Annotated in this window: 8 protein-coding genes; 3 read left to right on the top strand and 5 right to left on the bottom strand. The window is 44.9% G+C overall.

Annotated features, from left to right (window positions below):
• Positions 1 to 77: 77 nt before the first annotated feature.
• From FKN16_RS01545 to FKN16_RS01560, 4 genes are all read right to left on the bottom strand, one after another.
• Positions 78 to 8,792 (bottom strand): Ig-like domain-containing protein, encoded by an 8,715-nt coding sequence (locus FKN16_RS01545; RefSeq protein WP_249370498.1) that lies wholly within the window; start codon positions 8,790 to 8,792, stop codon positions 78 to 80.
• A 120-nt stretch (positions 8,793 to 8,912) separates the two neighbouring features.
• Entirely contained in the window at positions 8,913 to 9,527 is a 615-nt protein-coding gene (locus tag FKN16_RS01550) for a tail fiber protein (protein ID WP_170901849.1), read from the bottom strand.
• A 146-nt stretch (positions 9,528 to 9,673) separates the two neighbouring features.
• Positions 9,674 to 10,621, bottom strand: coding sequence for a formyltransferase family protein (locus FKN16_RS01555; protein ID WP_249370499.1), 948 nt, complete (start codon positions 10,619 to 10,621; stop codon positions 9,674 to 9,676).
• A 7-nt stretch (positions 10,622 to 10,628) separates the two neighbouring features.
• Positions 10,629 to 11,927, bottom strand: a complete 1,299-nt coding sequence (locus tag FKN16_RS01560) for a hypothetical protein (protein WP_170901851.1) — start codon at positions 11,925 to 11,927, stop codon at positions 10,629 to 10,631.
• An 869-nt stretch (positions 11,928 to 12,796) separates the two neighbouring features.
• Here FKN16_RS01560 and FKN16_RS01565 point away from each other — a divergent pair.
• Positions 12,797 to 15,970, top strand: coding sequence for an AAA family ATPase (locus FKN16_RS01565; protein ID WP_170901852.1), 3,174 nt, complete (start codon positions 12,797 to 12,799; stop codon positions 15,968 to 15,970).
• A gap of 134 nt (positions 15,971 to 16,104) precedes the next feature.
• Here the strand turns inward: FKN16_RS01565 and FKN16_RS01570 are convergent, their stop codons facing one another.
• On the bottom strand, positions 16,105 to 16,578 hold the full coding sequence (locus FKN16_RS01570) for a DUF1842 domain-containing protein (protein WP_170901853.1): 474 nt from the start codon (positions 16,576 to 16,578) through the stop codon (positions 16,105 to 16,107).
• Positions 16,579 to 16,861: 283 nt separating this feature from the next.
• On the opposite strand from FKN16_RS01570, the gene FKN16_RS01575 reads away from it, so the two are divergent.
• Both FKN16_RS01575 and FKN16_RS01580 read left to right on the top strand, forming a co-directional pair.
• Positions 16,862 to 18,553 carry an FAD-dependent oxidoreductase gene (locus tag FKN16_RS01575; RefSeq protein ID WP_170901854.1) on the top strand — a complete coding sequence of 564 codons (1,692 nt, stop codon included), beginning with the start codon at positions 16,862 to 16,864 and terminating at the stop codon, positions 18,551 to 18,553.
• 87 nt (positions 18,554 to 18,640) lie between these two features.
• A complete protein-coding gene (locus FKN16_RS01580; RefSeq protein ID WP_170901855.1) occupies positions 18,641 to 18,967 on the top strand; it encodes a hypothetical protein in 327 nt (108 codons plus the stop codon).
• Positions 18,968 to 19,162: the final 195 nt, after the last annotated feature.

Consider the following 19,162-nt stretch of genomic DNA (forward strand, 5'->3'; position numbering starts at 1 on the left):
CATTAATCTCCAGTGATTTACCATACCGCTTCATGATCACTTGGGATACAAATTATCGAAAAATACCAAACCATAAATTAATACACTGATAACGGCTCAAAAAAATAACGAAGTTGTAGCGCAATTATATCAACATCATTTTCATGTAAAAAATAACGAGCGCCTTGGACACCGATCTCCCAATTATCTGAGAGGTTGTAGCCAACTTCTGCACCAATATATCCATCAAAACCATCCACTTCCGTCGTTATCTTGCTGCCTTGATACGTACTTTCAATATCGGTTTCCCAGAACAAGCCCCCCAAACTCAGTTTTGCGGACCATGAATTGTATTGCCAGAACTTATAACCGATGTCGAAGCCCATGCCCTCAACAAGGAGTGGTGCTATCGATGCGACATTGGCGTGATAGTCTTCTGGTGAAGTAGTAGCACTACGCAATGTAGCACCACCTTCACCCATATCAATATAACGAATAGCTCCAGACCATTGCTCAGAAAAAGTATATCCAAACCCGACAGAGCGATAGAGCCCGGTGTTGTCAGTAGAGATTACGTTATCACCTTTAACAGCATCACGCTCATCTGCATGGCTTGACCCCATTTGAACATCAACATACCAGCCCGCTTGACTACTAAAACTAAACACAGCAATTAGTGCTAGAGCACTGTTTCTTCCATAACGTTGCATGGCTCCTAACAAAATCAAAAGCATCAACACCATTCCACCCAATGATCCTGCTGAAGTATTTTCAACCTTTACATCTCTTACCAACTTAACTGTCACTATAACTTTCCCTGTGTCTTGCAGGCCTTGGCTATCTTGAATGATATATGTCAACACATCATTGCCTTCAAACCCTGAGGTAGGGGTATAGGTCACGCTCTGATCTGCATTCATGACCGCCTGCCCATACTGCGCTTGGACTGAAACCAACTTCAATGTGTCGTTATCCGGATCGGTATCGTTAGCAAGGACATAAACCGTGACAGGGGTACGATCATCGGTGGTAATATTATCGTCCACCGCATTCGGATTCTGACTGTTTACCACATTTACCGTCACCTTCGCCGATCCCGTTCCACCATTACCATCCGTTACGCTATAAGTGATCAAAGCCTCCCCGTAGTACTGTGGTTGAGTGACATAACTTAGTTTGTTATCAACCACACTAACACTACCAATATCTACAGAAGCGCGACTTACCTTCAGCCCATCACCATCAGCATCGGTATCATTGCTCAATACATCGAGCGTCACCGTACCATTGAGACTAACAAACGCATTGTCGTCAATCGCTTGAGGGAGTGCATTATTGTTTACACGAGCGGCAACGACGCCAGGGTCAACGACACTGCCATTAGCCAATCCGTCATCATCGTTCGGACCACCGTCTTCAATGGTAAGTTGTACACACCAGTCACCTTCAGTCAGACCCTGTGACCATGAACTGTGCCCTGGTGGCGGACAATAACCAGCCTCGCCAGCACTAGAAGAAACTGTGTTTTGAGCATCCTCAATAAAGTCTATCCACCCCTGTTCAGCGTTATACTTTCGGTACACTGCATTTGCTGGAACAGGTAAACGCTGAGGCAAAACTAATTGATAGCTTTGGCCGGGCAGCGGCAAATTAGTTACTACAAAATCAAAGATTCCCCCGATGCTCTTCATGTTGATATCTTTAGGAAGCTCCTCATCTAGCAATAAAGCTCCTCCTGTTGTGTTAGTCAGAATGGTTATTCCTTTGCGTAAACAGACACCTGGCTGCCCCTCAATGAGGAAGCGATCTTTTTCTGACACAACCTGTTGAATTACGTTACAGTCAGAAATTGCGTCAAGATAGTCAGGAATGCCATCACCATCACTATCATTATGACCTTCTTGATCATCCGGGATTAAGTCGCCATCACTATCTTCACTTCCGAGCTCCGCCAATGTTTGTACCACTTCTAAATAGACATTCCGTGTCACTGATAATGGTGGAGTGCCATTGTCAGTCACTGTCAATTGCAAATTGTAAATCGCTGAACTCAGTAATTGCGGAGAGAAAGTCAATGTTTCGCTGTACATCTGCCCCGCAATCGCTTGGTTAAGTACATCGCTATCACTACTCCATCTGAAACTGTGTATATCGGACATATTTGCATCATTAACACTGCTTGTGATTGTGACCGGTTCAACACCATTTTCAATTTGGCTCCGCTGCTCCCCCGCCTGAGATACACTTACCGAGACCTTCGGAGCCACATTCTCTTCAAAGATTGTTAAGGTGTAACGACGCTTACTACCTAGATTAAGGGTGCTGTCCAAATCAATCACTAAGGTTTCAACGCCTTCACTTTGTCCATCATTAAGTAGTTCGAACGAAAGTTTGCCTTCGGTACCACTAGGTATCACCACTTCGCCAGAGGTGAGTGTGTGGTCATCACTGTCTGTGCTTCCTGAAACCGTGTAAGGTACGACTACTGGGTAACTCGGCGATGGGCCGTTAAGGTGTATCGTTACGCTATGGTTGGTGCCTTCCGTGGTTTGCGCATCTTTGGAGATACTTATCAGTGGATACACTGTTACCGTTTGACTAGCCTCAGCAACGTTTCCATCAGAGTCTTGAGTGCGCCAATAGACCGTATTAGTTCCAGGTCGGAAGAAGGTTGTGCTGTCCACCAATGAAACAGGTAATAGCTTGCCTGTGCTATCTCGGGCCACGGCAGAGCCTAATGCAACTTTAGTAAAGAGCGAACTTGCGTTCACTTCGATATCTGAAGGTGCGGTTATTGTTGGTGCGTCCAATCTCGCACTTTTAATTGTCACGATTGCTTTCGCGGTGGCCTTTCCTCCATTACCATCTTTCACACTGTATTGCACTGTCACTGTACCAATTGAGGTCGTTACCAATTGGATTTGACTGCCCACAATTGTTGCCGTTCCAGATGTAGGTTTAACCCATTCCAGTTGTAATGTGTCTAGATCAATATCGCTGTCGTTGCTGAGTACATCCAATAAGTAGCTACCATCGTTACTCTCGGTAAAGACATAGGTATCATTAACTGCCATTGGTTCATCATTGACGTTGATTACCGTGATGCTAAACGCTGCTAGAGAAGCGCTTAGCTCACCGTCAGAGACACTAATAACAATATTATTGGTGCTGCCAACATGCTCATTTTCCGGCGTACCACTTAGCAACCCAGTTGCTCTATCAAAGGTTGCCCATGATGGTTTATTGCGGATTGAAAAGCTCAAGCTACTACTATCAACATCCGATGCCTGCAGCGCAAAGCGATACGTACTGCCTTCGTTGACAGTAAGAGCAGGAGTGCCACTGATCACTGGCGCGTCATTGACATTGTTAACCACAATACTGAATCTATTGAGCATTGTGGTCGTGAGACCATCAGAAACCGAGATAACAATGCCTTGATATTTGCCAACATCACCATTATCTGGTGTACCACTGAGCGTGCCTATTGATGCATCAAAGCTAGCCCAAGATGGCTTGTTCACGATACTGAAAGTAAAGGCTTGGCTGTCAACATCTGACACTTGTGGCGTGAACAGATAGGTACTGTCTTCATTCACTTGTGTTGCTGGTGAGCCAGAGATAACAGGTGCATCATTCACGTTATTCACAGTAATCGAAAACGCTGACAATGAGGAAGAAATAGTACCATCGGATACGCTAATCACGATATCTGGATAAGTCCCCACATCACTGTTACTTGGCGTACCAGAAAGTGCTCCTGTTGTCTTGTCAAATGTAGCCCAAGGTGGCTTGTTAGCTATCAAGTAGGTCAGAGTATCCGCTGGGTCATCGTCCAATGCCGCGGGCACAAACTGATACACACTATCTTCATCAACTTGCGCCGATGGGGTACCCGTAATCACTGGCGAGTCATTAACGTTATTCACCGTGATGGTCACTAACGCCACTCCAGAGGTAAGTTCTCCGTCACTTACGCTGTAAGTGAAACTGTCCTGACCAAAGAAGTTACTGTTACCCGTATAAACCGCGTGATTGCCTGTGACGGTAACATTACCGTTGACTGGTGATGTTACAATTTGATAGCTCAAAGATGAGCCTTCTGCATCGTTACCATTTAAAGTAATGGTCAGCGGTATCTCTTCCTCTCCCGTAACACTGATATCGGTCGCGGTTGGTGTATCGTTGACTGGATTAACCGTCAAATCGACACGAACCTCTGTCGAGTCGAGATCACCGTCGTTGACCTTGAACAAGAAGAAGTCGGAGCCATTGAAGTTCGCTTCTGGTGTATAGCGCCAACCATTATTGGTCAACTGCTCTAGAACGCCATGACTGACTTGCTCAGTGATAAGATACTGCAGAGTGTCATCATCGTTATCAATATCTGAACCAACCAGCGTGATCACCAAACTATTGTCTTCATCAAGCGTTTGTGACTGTGCTTGCGCCATTGGTGCGTCGTTGACTGGTGTTACCGTCATGGTCACTGTTGCGACGTTAGATACAGCACCTGCTAAGTCTGCCACCGTATAGGTGAAGCTGTCTTCACCGAAGTAGTTCTCATTGGGGTTGTAAACAATCGCTCCTGACGCCGTCACGTTCACACTGCCATATGCTGGCGTATCGACGACTGTGACACTAGTGAGTTCAAAACTGTCTCCAACATCGGCATCACTATCATTGCCTAATACGTTGACTTCAAAGGAGCCTCCCTCCAGTAGTTGTGCACTGTTATCAACAGCAACGGGGGCATCATTCACTGGCGTAATATTGAGTGTGACGGTTGCTGGCACGGAGACTGCCTGACCACTATCGGTTAACGTGTAGGTAAAGCTATGTTGACCATTAACGTTCGCTGTTGGCACAATCTTTAAGGTCCCATCGGCATTGACACTAACCGTGGCAAAACTGTATCCCCCCTCTCCTTGACCAAGATCTTGCAGGGTAATACTACTCGGGGTGAATGACCCATCTTCGATATCACTGTCGTTACTTAAAATATCGAGTGTCGATGTGACATCTTCATCAAAAGTAAAACTGTCTGCCTCCGCCACTGGTGAGTCATTGACGGAACCGATATTGACGCTGACTGTGGCCGCAAGAGAAACGCCGCCTTCACTGTCTGCGATCGTGTAAGTAAAACTGTCGCTACCATTTTCATTCGCATTCGGCGTATATACAAAAGTGCCTACAGCTTGATCAATGGCGACTTGTCCTTTTTGAGGCAAACTAACTAACGCTAAATCACCCGCTGGGATGCCATCTTCAACATCCTTCGCTTGACTACGCGCGGTGACTGCTGCGCTTGCGGTATCTTCGTCAGTGTTAATGGTCAGCGCTTTCGCGACTGGCGCATCATTTATAGCCATGATAGTGACGGTCACTGTCGCGTCTTGTGACTCCTGCAACAGGGCATCTTTCACGGTATAGGTAAAGCTATCCGTGCCTGTCTCATTACTATTTGGCGTATAGGTAACAACACCGTTGCTGATCGACACCTGACCTTTAATTGGTTGCGTTTTAACCGTTGCAGAAGAAGCGACCATGTCATCATTAATATCGGAATCGTTGGCTAACAGATCAAATTGTTTCGCCGTATCTTCCTCAGTCGAGAAGCTATCATCAACTGCCGTTGGCGCGACATCGTAGCGTTTAGTCACCGTATCCGTCACTGCATCAGATGCATTGCCTGCGGCATCGGTTACCACCACGCTTACTGTCAACGTCCCCTCTTGCAAACCAGTGACGTCAATGCCCGTTACTTGCATGGTCTCCGAGGAGATTGTTTGACTAGCGCCGTCAATGGTCGTGGTACCGTCGGTCACGCGATAAATGAACATCGCGTTCACTTCAGCTGCTGCGAAGGTAAAGCTCATCGCTTGTTCGTTGGTTTTGTTAATGCTCTCCTGATCAATGCTGATGCTATGTCCAGTCGGGATCCCCGTATCCACTGAGATCAACAACTGAGTCGCTGCGGTATTGAGGTTACCTGCAGCGTCGCTAAATTGCTCTGCTGCAACATTAATAGTTGCATCCTCAGTGCTTTCTTCTGCAGGTGTAAAGGTAGCCGTGTAACTGGCGCCACTGCCCGCAAAGTTAGAAAGAGTTCCGCCAGCAACGGTCACATCGGCTTCGGCAAAATCAGTTGCGGCTTCACTCAAGGTAAACGTGAGTGTTGCCGTTTCACCCGCTTTCAGCGCAGCGCTGGAGCTAGTGATACTGACGGTTGGAAGCATAGTATCGACGCTGATGGAAAGTGGTGTTGCTGCACTATTGCTGTTACCAGAGGCATCGGTAAATGTGCCGGTGGCAACATCAATGGTGCCGCTCGCCACACTCTCTTCCGTTGGTGTAAAGGTCGCCGTGTAACTGCTACCACTGCCTGCAAAGTTGGACAAACTGCCGCCAGTGACGGTGACATCTGACTCAGCAAAGTCACTTGATGACTCACTTAAGGTGAACGTGACACTCGCCATTTCGCCAGAGATCAAATCGAGGTCTGAGCTGCTCAAAGAAACAGTTGGCTGCACGTTATCTAACGTAAATGTTTTGCTAGCTGCACTGGAGGTGTTGCCCGCAGCATCGCTCTGGCTAGCCGCGACCGTCAGGGTGCCGTTGTTAAACGCACTTACATCAAACTCACTGCCAATAGTCGTCCAAGCCCCGGTATTGTCGGCCGTCACCGTGCGACTGACAGAGCTGTTATTGTCCGTGATGGTCACGGTCACGCTATTGCCTGCTTCCGCACCGGAACCAGTAATCAGTACGTCGTTGTCTTCTGCCGTATTGACGATGCCATCAGTTTCAATCGGCGTGGTGATGGTCAAAGCTGATGGTGCGGCGTTATCCAGGGTAACGCGCTGGATGGCTGCGGCGGAGGTATTACCTGCTATATCTGCTTGGGTTGCAGACACCGTCAGGGTGCCATTGTTAAACGCACTTACATCAAGCTCGCTGCCGCTCAACGTCCAGTTGCCTGAGTTGTCGGCCGTCACCGTACGACTGACAAAGCTGTTATTGTCCGTGATGGTCACGGTCACGCTGTTGCCTGCTTCCGCGCCGGAGCCAGCAATCAACACATCGTTATCTTCCACTGCATTGACAATACCATCGGTTTCAATCGGCGTGGTGATGGTCACTGCTGATGGGCCAGCATTGTCCAGGGTAATGCTCTGTGTGGCTGCGGTGGAGATATTACCTGCTATATCAGCTTGGGTTGCAGACACAGTCAGGGTACCATTGTTCAGGCCACTGATATCCAGCTCGCTGCCGCTCAACGTCCAGTTGCCTGAGTTGTCGGCCGTCACCGTACGACTGACAGAGCCGTTATTGTCTGTGATAGTCACGGTCACGCTGTTGCCTGCTTCCGCGCCGGAGCCAGCGATCAGCACATCGTTGTCTTCTGCAGCGTTGACGATACTGTCAGTCTCAATCGGCGTGGTAATGCTCACTGCGGATGGTGCTATTGTATCAATGGTGACACTTAACGCGTTGGATGCCGAGCTAACATTATCATCGCTATCAGACGCTTTAGCACTTATTGCATGTGTAATACCAGACGCCAACTCATTGGTTGTTATCTGCCAGTTTCCTCCAGTAGCAGTGCCTGTGCCAATAACCGTTGCACCTCCACCGACTTGATCACTGTATAAAGTAACGATCGATCCACTCTCAGAAATCCCACTAAACGTTGGAGTAGTGTCACTGGTAATATTATCAGTATTTAATGATCCGGTATCCGAACTAGCATCTAAATCGGGTGTAGATGGCGCATTTGGCGTGGTATCGACCGTAGTAAAGTTAAATGTGGCATCATCGCTGATCCCAGCAAAGCTATTATTTGCGGTGTCAGCCACGGCACTAGATTCAATATGAATGGCGTAAGTCCGGTTTCCTATCAGATCACTGGTTGGGTTTAAGTAAACTTTATCGTTGGTAACACTGATTCGGCCAGCGCCTGGTGATGTTGTTGTGCCATCGCTTTCGGTGGCAACATTAAATACTTCAAAGTCGCGACTGTCTGTAACATTACGAATGGTAATATTGCCGTTCTTCAGCTCAATATTCTCATCAAAGGCAATCTCGATGTTGTTGCTAACAGAAACATTGGTTGCATCATCAGTGGGGGTTGAGCTCGCACTGACAAAAGTAGGCGCGGTTGAGTCTGAAACCGCAGCGTCATCAATCTTGATACTTTTGATAAGATAACGAGAGTCAGCACCCGGACTTCGGGTAAACGCCATAGTCACTGTATCAACGTCCTGCCATGCAGAATCAGTAAAGTCTGTACCACGGGTCAGGGTAAACAAATCCTGTAACCCTGAGTTTGCTTCACCACCTTTTGGCAAGGTGACAGTTTCGGTCACTGTTTGAGTATTATTAGAGAAGCCAGTTAACACAAGTTGATACGTTTTATCTGAGTCTCGGGCCGACCCCTGCATAAAGGTAATTTCGTCGAAACTGAAGTTAGTACTTGATTTCTCAAAAAAGCGGAAGCCACGATTGTTGAACTCATTAATCATGGTATTTGAGTAAAAAACACCAGCTACAAATCCGAGGTCATCTAGGCCAGTAAACGGAGGGCCATCCGAGCTAGTGCCCGCATCTAATACCATAGATACAGCACCTGCATTGGTAAGAGTAACTGAGGGCATACCCCCTGTGACGCCTGTCTCCACCTCACGAAAACTGGAACCTGAACCATTAGAGTAGTTAATCGTTTGCTGTGCAGCCCAGGCTCCACCGGAAAAAAACGCTGAGAACACCCATGCTGTTGTAATTGCGATCGCAACCTGACGATGTAATCTCATTTTCCTCTCCTGAAGATGACGGCCTTATCAACATGGCCGGGTTATCATAATCAACTTAAATATTTAATTTTTTTATAGGAAAGGATTAGCGCAAGATTCAGCCAATTCTTTCTTGGTTGATTAGCTGCGCGGTGGGTATACTCCCGCAGTGGCAATTAACCAATTGATCGGCAATACCGGGCTCAAAATATTAAGTGGCGCTGAACCGCCTGTTTCAGTCACAGTTACAGTACCTCCTTCCGAGCCACCACCAGACACACTTAAGCCTTCGATCTCAGTCAAATCTGGTTGCTGAAACGTCGGTTTATAGAACCCGGGGGTAGAGTTTTGCGCTATATACGAATTACTATCGGGTACCTGTGTATTTGCAGCATTGGTAGCAACCTGCATCCTGCCTGTTACAGGTGCAGAAGTGCCAAGAGGGGTAAAAATTGCCGTATGTGAGTGTGCTGGCATTTGGGTTATATCAATAGTTACCAGTTCAGTACCCAATCTTTCTCCCTGATGATAATCCATCCCCCCAGGTCGTGTGCCTACACCAACTGGACTGCGACCACGCAAATCAGGTAAACCAAAGGTAGTTCGGGCGTCACCTCCGTATAGAGTGCTAACTAGAGAGAAGAGTGCTGGATTATCTTCAATTGCCTGCATTTGCCCCGAGCACATTGCCCAATTTCTAATTGCAAAATTGCCACCAAATGCGGTTAGTGTCCCAAGATACGGTTCTGTAGCCATACTGTTCTTCCTTTTAACGTATACACTTAAGTTAAAACCAACCCATAACGTAATTGGTGTGGTTGGTTAAAACTTTCCAATCTCGCATTACTAAATACCTTTACGGGCTTCATTAATGCCGCAAAGAGCCGTATTGAGATATTTCTTTACTCGCAGGCCGAAGAGCGCTGAAGCAATGACATCCCAGCGTCCAGCCCAGCCATTTGCGCGTAGCGATAACCCGAAAACACGCCTTGCTGTGTAGCAATAACATCTATTGATATGGCGCTATCTAACGTTTTCACTTGTAACCCATGCTGTGGGCTGATCTCGAGAATGCTCCCCGCCTCAACACCGACTAAAGAAGTCTCCATTGCGCTTGCTTGCAAAACATTGGCGACACCATTTGGCAAGCTCAACATCGCACCACCGAAGTCATGATTGCCTGCTCGCACTAAATTGACGATTTCGCGACTCGTTTGCACGTTCCAACGAATGTGCAGATCATGTTGGTTTACTGCTCGTGCCACTTCGTTGGGGTTTGATACTTGCTCACGCCAAACCAGCCCTTGCTTTTGTTGCGCGATGAGGAAGTCATACATCAGCTTAGCCGTCATTTGTGACGCTTTTTGCTGAGCACTGGTTAAGGTCTCAAACGGGTGAAATGGTACCTCTAACTCCATTCCTATAGAGCCGGAATCAGCCGATGCCTCAAGACGATGCAGGGTGAGGCTAAAGGTGTCTAAACCGTCTCTTAATTGCCAATAGAGAGGCATCGGGCCTCGATACTCGGGCAGCTTTCCCGGATGAATGTTGTACAAGTTTCCGTTGAAAAACTGACACAGCGAGGAATGAACTATGTGCCTGAACAAATAGATGACGCCATCCGTGACTCGCCAAGCATCGAGTTGCGCTATCAAAGCACTGCTGTCATTGGCGGTATACTGAGCAATATGAATCGATTGAGCGCTCAGATAGCTCTGTAGCTGCTGTAAGTCAGGATTTAGTTCTCCTTCCGGTACTACCACGCCCGCCAATTTATGCTGTTGTGCCAACAACTGAATGATGGGCAAGGCGTAACAACTTCCTGTAAAAACGACGTATTTTTGCTGCATATCGAAATCATCCATGGGTGGCGACAAAACCTGGCAATCCGGTTAACTGATAATAGAAACTGACCTTATCCCCTCCCTTCGCTTCAAAGTAATGGTGTTCAACAGCTTTGGGCTTGGCATCCACATAAAAAGTCATGTCGGGTTTAGGATGGGTAATACCAGAGTCGTATTGTCCGACCATCGCATCTCCGTAAGTATCGATATGGCTGTAAATGGCCAGGATACGTTTTGCCATATCTGGCACATCTTTCGGCAGCTCAACGGTGTTGCCTTGCAGCATTTTTATTCCACCATCTAGCTCAAAAATCTCGCTTTTGAGCAACATGGCTTTATTGACGTTAAGAATTTCTCCCAGATCAATTCGATCATCTATCGCTTCCGGTTGGCAATGGTTGGAATGTGCATACTCTGCTTTTTCCCATTGTCGATTAAATTCCGTCTCCCCGATGACCATCATGGCGCGCACAGATACCTGCTTGGGGATCATTTCGCCTTGAATATGTAAATATTGAACCAAATGTTTCGCGATGCTTAGGAACCCTTCCCGACTAAAGCCATGCTGCATCGCTTCAAGTATCAGGAGATCAAACGTTTGAGTTGACGAAAATTGGGTAGCATCTTCTTCCACTAAGGCTTCAATGTAGTCTGCGATATCGAGATCAGCGATCAATTGATTGACTGCTTTAATCGCTCCGGGGTGAATATCTACTAGTGTCACCTGAAGCTGCTCTGCGCTAATCCGATCACTTTGTTTGTAGTGAGCAAGTAAAGGCAGCAGCAATGGTGCAAAGGGGCCGCAAGCTGGATAAAGCACTTTAACCTGTGGCTTGTTGGCAAGCATTTGTTGGATAGCTTTGTTTGTACCACACGCAAAGCCTTTAATTCGGTACACATCTTTGATGGTGTGTTTACAGTTAAGTGGAGACATCACCAGCCCAGACGTGGAAATGTACTGTCGGGTCAGTTCCTCTTGAGTGAGTTTAGCCAGAGAAAGAGATTGGCAAGCGTTGCCATACATGGTCTGAAAGGCTTGCACCAGTGTTCGGTGCTCAACTTTTGTCTCCTTCAATACGAGCTCAACTGCCGCAGCGAAACTCTCTTTCAGTTGCCGTTGGCGTTCAGCCGTGCTGAGTTGGTTTTGGAGCATAGCCTCAAGTTGAGTCCGTAATGAGTACTTAAGCAGCTCATCCATTTCGGGTTCAGCAAAACCAAACTGTTGAGTTTGTTGCTGCACTTCTTCAACACCGACCGTCTCACGAGATTGAGGACGTTGCTGGTAGAATTCTATAGGTGAGCCCTTTTGCATAATTCATGAACCTCAATTGCCGCTGTAGCAGTAGTTAATGATGTAAACAAGCCTGTACTTGAGAAAAACATACGCCATAAGCTCGGCGTTATAATATCTGAGCTCACGGATCCAATTTCATAAACCGTACTGACAAAATTGGGCAGCAAAATTGAGATAAAGACAGTTCCAATTCTGGAAATTCAGAGAGTAGTAAATAGTTAGGGTAATAGGCCTTTCGATAGGATTCTTCTAAAGCAAGCGCTTGCCAATCCCCTCGATAACAAGATCGTTTGACATGTGGCAGCCACGCAGTCTCCTTGATAGAGGTAAGCGCGGCATTCAAGTGTGGTGTAATATGAAATCCTTTTAACAGGCAGAAAAAGCCAATATCCATTGTATAAAGCCAACTATTTATAATATTGAAATTAAAATTATTTTTATCGGCAGTTATTTAGAAAGCGCCGATGTTTAATTTATAGACTAGAAAAACTTAACTCGCCAGAATAGAAATAAAAAAAACACTAAAAATAAAATTGTCAATTTATATCTTTAAAATTAAAGAATTTAATTGTTAAAGTTTAATATAAACCAATATAAGTTTAAGGTGTGCAATCTTTTAAAAGATATACATTTAAAGATATTTCAAAAAACTTATTAAGAAAAACATGAATTCACAACAATAATTATCAAAATTATTAACAACAAAAACACCACTAATACAACAATGAATTAAGGTAGTTTGAAGATTAAAATTCCCATTTCATTTTCGTATATAACATTTTAACTACTAGTATTATATGTAGTGAAATAAGATAAATTTATTCACTCAACATATCCAATCGATTCAGGTTTACTGGGAAAAGCTATACGTTACAACGGAGTGAAATATGGCAAATAGGGATGGAAGAATTCCACTCAACGTATTACGACTCAAAGAACTGAGAAAGAAATTAGGACTGAGCCAAGAAAGACTGGCGGAAGAATGCTTTCAACAGGGTTTTGTCGTATCTATTGCTTCCATAAAGCGAGCAGAGTCTGGGGCGAATGTGCTGTATCGTACCGCATCCAATCTCGCGGAATACTTTTCTGTCCACGTAGAGGACCTCTTAATAGATCGCGCCCCAGAACCATTACTTACAAATGTGTCTTCATCACCACCATATTTTTTTATTTTTGCAATCGAAGCAAAGTGTGATTTGACCGCAAAGACTCTGCAAACATTACTTTTCAGCCAAAACACTACACCCATAATACAAAACCGGACGTTTGTTCTTACTTGGTCTATACAGGAATCGGACGAATATGTTTTTGAACGAATTCGGCAACTAGCCCTTCAATTACAGGTTGCTCTTTCGGCTTCGATTCGGTCTTTTATCAATGCGAAATACAAGCATCGAGTCACTGAACTATCGGAACATCCGAATGCGATAACCCCAATCAATGAAATCCTAGTTAAAATCCCTTGGGGAGAAATAGCTGCTTGTCCTTGCTTTATCTCGTCCAATTGTGCCAGACCAATAAAACCGTTTCTAACAGGAGAGCCAGACTTCAACAACTGGCATCTTGTATCCTTACACCAAAGCCATACTGACTGTTTTGTAGGGCGTAAACTTGAACTAGAAACATTGAATAGCGGAATCAAGCGATGGCAAAAACAGGAAGCAGGCCAAACGTATTGTATTACTGGTACCGCAGGGATAGGAAAGACCAGCCTACTCAACCAGGTCATTGCGTCTTTGAATCGATCTTCGTGTTTAACCACAGAGATTCAAATCCTGAATCATGGCAGTGCTGATCTCTTGTCCCCTCAAAATATATTCACTCGGGCAATTTGTTCATTTACTAGTGAAGATACCGATGATTCTATTCGTCAGCAAACTGTCGAGTCATCAATTCCCTCTTCTTTCCACCTCTGCCTTTATTGGTTAATGGGGGTAGCACTCAACGAATCAGAAAAGCAGTTGCTGAACTTAATGGAGTTCCAAACGCTGAAACAAACGATAGAGCAATCTATCCCTTTCTTAATTCAACAACGGCAGACCAGCAAACCGCATTTGATTATTGTTGAAGATGTCCATTGGGCCGACGAGGTAATGTTGGCATTTCTTGAGACACTGCTACCTCATATTACAAACACCAATATTTTGCTCTTTCTGACGTTTAGGCAGCAAAAACGACTTAGTTCCAAACAATCTTGGTTTACCAACGTGAATCTAATCGAACTTAGGGAGTTATCATCTGAAGAGTCTTACGAGTTAGCTTGCTCAATCACATGCCAACAGAATAAACATATCAATGACTGTATAAAGCTTGCGAAAGGCCATCCTCTATACTTGCGCCAAACACTGCTTTGCTCTCAGTTTGATAAAGACGTTCCGGAGTCATTGGAACATTTAGTTTCGATACAATTAGCTCAACTTCCAGCCCAAGATCGCCAAGCACTCTGTACTGCCTCTGTGTTGGGGCAGTGCTTTCAACTGGAGCAACTGCGTGAAATCACTCGAATTCCCGGTTACGTACCAGATAAGTTAGTCGACGCTGGCTTAGTAAAACTCAATGGCGATCAATACCTTTTCCATCATGATTTGATTTGTAATGCTGTTTTCCGTCAAATAGACAAGTCACAGTGTTCCAAAATACACATGGCCTGCGCAAAATGGTATGAGAACCGAGATCGATTCTTACATGCCGTCCATATTAATCATGCCAAGGTCGAAGGTGTATTTACTGTTCTTGAACAGACCGCCAAACACTACCTGAGTAATTATCAGTTTGAAAAAGCACTGACTCTTATTGAGTACGCTATTAAAGAGTCACCTAAAGAACAGATGGCGTATGCACTAAATATGAAAGGAAACTGCCTGTATTCGATGGGACGCATCAAAGAGAGTATTGAGGTTCTTGAGCAAGCGGTTCATCACACAGAAAATGATCCTGAACGTGTTCAATACTATTTAGACCTCATTAACCCCTACCGCTTAACCGACAACTTTGTACAAGCGATGTCGATTTTAGACCAAGCCCAAGCCCTGTGCGAAAAGCTGACGTTAAATAAATCTTTGTGTGAAATTCACTCGATGAGAGGTAATATGCTGTTCCCCACTGGGCAGCTAGACGAATGTGAGAAAGAACATTTACTTGCATTAGATTACAGTCAACGAGCAAACTGTTTTCGCGCGAAAGCAAAATCGCTTGGCGGCCTCGGTGATTGTGCCTACGCACAAGGAAAAATGGCTCGCTCATACGAGCACTTAACCGAGTGTTTGCAGCTGTGTGAAGAGCATCAGTTGCTTTCGATTGAAACTGCCAATCGCTACATGCTGGCAACAGTGATGATCTATCAACTGCAATCTGACGAAGCACTAAAACAGGCTCAGCATGCCTCGAATCTTGCCTATCTCACGGCAAACCGCCAAGCAGAAATTGTTTCCAGGCTTACGGCAGCATGGATCTTTCTCGACCGTAATGTATTGGTGCAAGCTGAAAACGAAATCTCGACCGCTCTGCAACTTTCAAAACAGCTTAATGCTCATCGATTTGTCGCTTTTCTTTTGGAGTCCAGTGCAAGATTGCACTGGTATCAGGGAAAAGAGGAGAAAGCCCTTTCGGACATCGACACGGCTCTAGAGCTTGTTCATATCAATAAGCTACACAATTTTATTGGTCCTTGGCTCGTATCTACCAAGGCACTTATTTGTGGCGATGAATCAACGGCCCTCTCCGCTTTGCGCACTGGTGAGGCTTGGCTAGAATCTACCTGTGTTGGTCATAACTATTTACGCTTTTACCAACAAGGAATCCAAGTAGCGTGGCAGTATAAGCAGCCTACGCTACTTCGAAAATATCGCGATAAGCTTGCTAACTTCACCCGAGAAGATCCGCATCCATGGGGTGATTTTTATATTGAACAAGCGAATCTGATGCTTGCCTTACTCGACCAGTCCAGCTCCGTCTCTGAGTTGTTAAACTTCAATCAGGCCGCGCGTAAACATCAACTGAACCAGGCTCAAATCAGTGTTGATGAGCTCGACCATTGGCTCTTCACATCTACTCAACCATGAAATATTCAATAAACGAAGAAAGTCGATTAATTGCACCGTCAAATCATCTTGTTTGCTCGATTTACCTCGTCAAACACAGATATTCGAAACCATCGAATATCTGTGTTTTGGCACAGTGTCATCGCTGATTAGATTTATGCTGGCGCAAGATCACTTTGCTCCACCTTAAAGTTCTCGATGCTAGGAACATGCTCAGGTAAAAGTAGAGCAACGCGTTGATTTGCTACTTCAATCCATTTACCTGAACTATTTTTATATCGATAAAATGCCACGCCTGACTTCCAATCATCATTAAGTAGGATGTTGAGCGTTACGTTGTGAAGATCTGCTCCTAGAGGAGCAATACCTAGGTAAGGCTGGTAACCCTGCAACGTCACCATGATATGACAATCACGCATCGTGCATTGATAGTTGAAACTGCCATTGAGATCAGACACCACATTTAACGGTGGGTTAATGGCCTGAAAGATATGTCCTTTACCCACTATTGATTTGTCTTCGCTGGCCACGAGTAGATTAACATCGAAGTTCACTCCTCCAGGTAAGCCGTTACCAATTTGATAATGAGCAGTAAAAATTGCTTGTGATTCTTTTGATTCCATTTTCATTGTGTTCTCCAACTGAATTTATTGTCGTAAGTGACCCATTCAATGTAGATAACACGTCATTCAAGTTCAGTATCACTTTAGGATCAGATCTACTTGACTACATAAATTATCTAAGGTAACGCAGATGCCGCTCGTTATTTTCATCAACCAGATATTATTGCTCTCTCGCTGATGCTTTTAGCGATTTGTACAGAACAACTGATACCAAACTGATATGGCGAACATATGCGTGCGAGTTAATATTTAAACAACTATTCAATACACAAGCCAAATGGAAAAAATAATGGAACAAGAATGGATGCAGGGAACTAAAGAAAACCAAGTGGTAGAACAGCACCCTAACCCTCAAATACAACGCCTCGCTGTACTTAACGCGTACTCAATCTCAATCAATAATGCCAAACTGTTTATTCAGAAAATGGATAAATGCGGTTTTCCTAAAGAGCGACTACTGATACCTCTTGAAAACACGATTTCACCGGTTCCCGGTTTGAACCAATATCAAGTCGAGTCACTCATCTTCAATACTCGCTATCAACACCAACCCTTTGTCATTGTCATGTGCGAAAGTACGCAAGAAGTTCAACAAGCCTATCTAACAGCAACTCGATTCAGTCTCCCGATTCGTGTTCGCTCAGGAGGGCATGATCACGCAGGTGAATGCAGTGGTGACAACGTCATTTTGATTGACGTGAGCAGAATTAAGACCTTCCAATTGTGTGAAAATATTGCCACCATTGGTGCTGGCTATCGCTTCTATCAACTGACACCAAAACTTGCAGAGCATGATCGAATGATTGCACATGGAACCTGTGCCACAGTTGGGTTGACTGGCTATATTCAAGGCGGAGGATGGGGCCCTTGGACGCGAAAATACGGCATGTGTTGTGAGCACCTAGTGAGTGCAACCGTGGTATTGGGCGATGGTACGATCACAGAAGTCTCAGCAGAGTCCAACCCTCACCTATTTTGGGCACTAAGAGGCGGCGGAGGCATGAGTTATGGCATTGTTACCGAGCTACGCGTAAAAACATTCCCTTTACCCAAAGAGATCCACCGCTTCGAACTTCAGTGGAACCTTTACAAAAAAATCAACGGTATGCTTCAGCCAATACCATCGCACCCTACAATAGATGTGCTAAAAAATTGGGAACAGGCTATAAAAAGTCTCGATACGGCTAAACTTCTCGGCACCAACTTGCAAATTGATGCTCTGCCTGAATCATCTAACCACTGTGATCTCGAAACCATCAGCCATCACTGCACCATGTATGGCTACTGGGAAGGAACAGTGCAAGATCTTGACCAATTTATAGCCGTTCAATTTGGCGCTTGCTCCCCTGATTTAGTTCAAGTCTATGAAGCACATGGCACTGATTTTGACGGGAAGAAATACGATCACTCCCTGATGAGCACATGGGGGCGCGATTCTTTGTGTCAAAGTGGTTCTCCTTTCCCTCCCGATTATGACGCCCCAGCACCTCACAAAATCACTTCGCGATTGGTGTCAGAGCGAGGTCTTAAAGCAGAAGGCTATACTGCACTCTTGCAAAGCTTAACTTCACCTTTGATAAAGCCAGAAAACCGCGATCAAGGGCTATTTAGTTACGTAACCTTAGGTGCGATCACTGGTGGCTTTTATCATCACTCAGACGACCTTGAAGACATATCTTTCCCCTACCGCCAGTGTCAATATACAGTCCAATACCAAACTTGGTGGAATGAAGAGATAAAGCAAAAACTAGAACTACAAAATAACCCAGTACTTGTTGATGTAAACAGAGCCATGGACTGGATTGATAAAGCCAGAGAAGCTGATATACCGGGAACCTATGGTGCCTTCATCAGCTTTAAAGATCCGGCAATTCCCACAAGCGTTTATTTTGATCGAAGCTACCGCGACTTAATCGGTATAAAAGAGAAATACGCTAAGGATAAGTTTAATCATCTTAGAACTAATAAGACCATCATTTAACATCAATATGCATCTTAAGAAGCATATATTAACAGACCGTCATTTGGCCGTTCTATTACGTATAGAAATTAAAAAAGAGGAAAAATTATGACAACTAAGGGTTCATTTTACGTTAAAAATAACTCCAGCGATAAAATCACCGGATATGTGAGATTTAAAGACTCTCCGGAAATGGAGGTCCGTTTCGACTTGAATACTGGCGAACAATCTGAATCTGCTAGTTTTGAATCCGGTGCCGCTACCCATGACTCCTGGTACTACAGTTTCAAAAAGGCAGGTGAAACCTATACTGGGAACAAGTCCTGTGCATTCTATGCAAAAGACGAAAATAAAGGCCCCGTCGCTGTGGAAATCTTTAATGATAATTTAAAAATATCTCCACCACTTAGCGGTTCTTGTGAGAAAACTTTATAGCCGCTTACCCGATTCATCACTTCGCCCGAGACAGTTGCACAACTTCTCGGGCAGTTTCATTTCTCGGTATTTGGATTGAAAACCCTCCCCATTTTCAATCACAATCTGAAATTGTTAACTTTATGTTCTCACTTTATATCACCACTGCAAGATAATCGAATCAATACAAATCACTTTTAAAATCAACTTTAAATC

Origin of the sequence: Vibrio sp. 11-4(1) (genome assembly GCF_013048625.1) — a bacterium.
GTDB lineage: Bacteria > Pseudomonadota > Gammaproteobacteria > Enterobacterales > Vibrionaceae > Vibrio > Vibrio diabolicus.